The organism is Corynebacterium sp., assembly GCF_012837295.1.
Taxonomy (GTDB): domain Bacteria; phylum Actinomycetota; class Actinomycetes; order Mycobacteriales; family Mycobacteriaceae; genus Corynebacterium.
This window is the reverse complement of record NZ_DURI01000163.1, coordinates 1-2,783: the sequence shown is the minus strand read 5'-3', so window position 1 is coordinate 2,783 and position 2,783 is coordinate 1. Positions and strand designations below refer to the sequence as shown.

The following is a 2,783-nucleotide window of genomic DNA, read 5'->3' as shown; positions in this document are numbered from 1 at the left end:
CGAACCCATCACGCAGACCTTCCCCGGGGAGGACGCCAGGACGTCGAAAAGCGGATCGAGATCAGGCACGGCCTGCCACCGACCCGATGCGGGACATGAACTCCGACAGGAAGCGCTCGACGTCGACGGCGACGGCGACCTTGACGTTCTTCACCGGATCGTTGAGCCGGACCTCGTCGCCGATGGTGCGGCCGCGGGTCTCGCCGTCGACGTCGACCTTCATGTTGTGCTCGATGACCGTGACCAGCGACGGGTCCACCGCGACGCCCACGGCCAGCGGATCGTGCAGGCCGCAGCCGCCCAGGTGCGGGGCCGTCGTGTCGTAGGCCTTGATGTAGTAGTCCGTCATGTCCGCCAGGGCCCGGCCGGCGTCCGTGCCCAGCTCGCGCCACCGCTTCGTCTCCTCGTAGGTCAGCAGCGTCTGCAGCGTGACGTCCAAGCCGATCATGGTGACGTCCGCGCCGGAACGGAAGAGCTTGTCCGCGGCCTCCGGATCCTGGTTGATGTTCGCCTCCGCCCACGGGCGCACGTTGCCCGGCACCGTCAGGGCGCCGCCCATGATGACGATCCGCGCGCGCTCCGCGAACTCCGGATCCCGGTCGATCGCGGCGGCGAGGTTCGTCATCGGGCCGGTGGCCACGATGACCAGATCATCGCCGTGCTCGCGGACCGAATCGACGAGGAAGTCGACCGCACCGCGCTCGTCGGCGGTGCGCTCCGACGCCGGCAGCCCGACCTCGCCGATGCCGTTCTTCCCGTGGATGAACGCCGAAATCTCCAGGACCTCGAAGCCCTCCTTCGTCGAGGCGTGCGGCTCACCGTGGAACACCGGCACGTCCGCATGCCCGAACAGGTCGAGCAACGCCAGGTTGTTGGCCACGCCGTCCTTCATGAGGACGTTGCCGTACGTGCCGGTGACGCCGATGAGCTCCAGCTCCGGCGAACCCAGCGCGTAGGCCAGGGCCAGGGCATCGTCGATGCCGGTGTCGAGGTCGAGGATGGTCTTCATCGCCGGGTGAGTCTCCGTTTCGGCGCCCGTCGCCTGCGGCGGCCAAGTCGCCGGGCGCCTTCGACGCGCGACCGTGGCCGAGTCTTTCCCGATTATCCGGTATTGCCCCATTATCCAGGTTTCCCGGGATTCCCGGCCCGTCCCCCGGCCCTGGGCGCCCCGCGGGTGGGCCGACCGGCTGCCGGGACGGGCATCACGTCCCGGACATCATTGTTTTGCCATAACCTGGGGTCATGTCACGCACGAGCGCACGCGAACTCATCGATTCCGTCATTGACCGGGGCACTTACCGCAGTTGGGACACCCCGCCGGACTACGGCGACATCGGCGCCGACTACGCCGCCACCCTCGAGCGGGCGCGGGAGAAGTCGGGCGTCGACGAGGCCGTCCTCACCGGCGAAGGCGAAGTCGGCGGCCGCCGCGTCGCGGTGATCTGCTCCGAGTTCTCGTTCCTCGCCGGCTCCATCGGCGCCGCGACCGCCCGGCGGATCATCCGGGGCATCGAGCGCGCCACCGACGAGGGCCTGCCGCTGCTGCTGTCGCCGACCTCCGGCGGCACGCGCATGCAGGAGGGCACCCCGGCGTTCGCGATGATGGTGTCGATCACCACCGCCGTCGCCCGGCACAAGGACGCGCACCTGCCCTTCCTCGTGTACCTGCGCAACCCCACCACCGGCGGAGTCATGGCGTCCTGGGGTTCTTCCGGGCACTTCACCTTCGCCGAGCCGGGCGCCCTCCTCGGGTTCCTCGGCCCGCGCGTGGTCGAGCTGACCACCGGCACCGGCATCCCCGAGGGTGTGCAGAGCGCGGAGAACCTCTGCGAGCGCGGCATCATCGACGGCGTCATTTCTCCGGAGGGCCTGCGCGGTTCGGTGCGCCGCACCGTCGACGTGCTCATGCCCGACGTCGAGACCGCCGAGCCGACCCCGCCGCCGGACGCCGTTCCCGACGGGCGCGGGGCGTGGGAGTCGATCCTGCGCACGCGCGAGCCGTCGCGCCCCGGCGGCGGCCACATCCTCGCCGCGCTGGAGGACCGGTCCGTGCCGCTGTCCGGCACCGGCGACGGCGAGAACGACCGATCCATCCGCGCGGTGCTGGCTCGCATCGCCGGGCGCCCCGTCATCCTGGTCGTGCAGGACCGACACCAGCAGCCGCCGCTGGGTCCCGATCCGATGGGCCCGGGCGCGCTGCGCTTCGCCCAGCGGGCGATCCGCCTGGCCGAAAGCCTGCAGATCCCCCTGGTCACCGTCATCGACACCGCCGGCGCGGAGCTGACCAAGGAGGCCGAGGAAAACGCGATGGCCGGCGAGATCGCCCGCACGCTCACCGCGCTCCTCGACGTCCGCGTGCCCACGGTGTCCATGATCCTCGGCCAGGGCTGCGGCGGCGGCGCGCTGGCCATGCTGCCCGCGGACCGCGCCCTGGCCATGCATGATGCGTGGCTGTCGCCGCTGCCGCCGGAAGGCGCGTCGGCGATCATCCACCGCGACACCGAGCACGCCCCCGAGATGATGGAGGCCCAGGGCGTCGCGGCGGAGGCGCTGCTCGCAGCGGGGGTCGTCGACGAGATCATCGCCGAGCCGGAGGACGGCGCGGACTTGGTCGACCGGGTCCTCGGCGCCATCGGCCATGCCCTGTGGACGCTGGAGACGGATCCGGAGCGCGTCGGCCGCGAGCAGCGTTTCGCCCACTACCGCGAGTTCGCGCTGGGCAGCTGACCCGACCGCGCGCACCAGCACGCGGCACACGCGATAAACGAAAGGGGCGCGGCCGG

2 protein-coding genes are annotated in these 2,783 nt (G+C 71.3%); one reads left to right on the top strand and one right to left on the bottom strand.

What is annotated here, in order from left to right:
- Window positions 1–61 precede the first annotated feature (61 nt).
- Window positions 62–1,009 carry a nucleoside hydrolase gene (locus GX015_RS05585; protein WP_291343452.1) on the bottom strand — a complete coding sequence of 316 codons (948 nt, stop codon included), beginning with the start codon at window positions 1,007–1,009 and terminating at the stop codon, window positions 62–64.
- Window positions 1,010–1,242: 233 nt separating this feature from the next.
- On the opposite strand from GX015_RS05585, the gene GX015_RS05580 reads away from it, so the two are divergent.
- On the top strand, window positions 1,243–2,727 hold the full coding sequence (locus GX015_RS05580) for a carboxyl transferase domain-containing protein (protein WP_291343450.1): 1,485 nt from the start codon (window positions 1,243–1,245) through the stop codon (window positions 2,725–2,727).
- Window positions 2,728–2,783 lie beyond the last annotated feature (56 nt).

Excerpts from the sequence above, each read along its gene's own strand:
- GX015_RS05585 (WP_291343452.1), bottom strand. The coding sequence starts at position 1,009 with ATGAAGACCATCCTCGACCTCGACACCGGCATCGACGATGCCCTGGCC.
- GX015_RS05580 (WP_291343450.1), top strand. The coding sequence starts at position 1,243 with ATGTCACGCACGAGCGCACGCGAACTCATCGATTCCGTCATTGACCGG.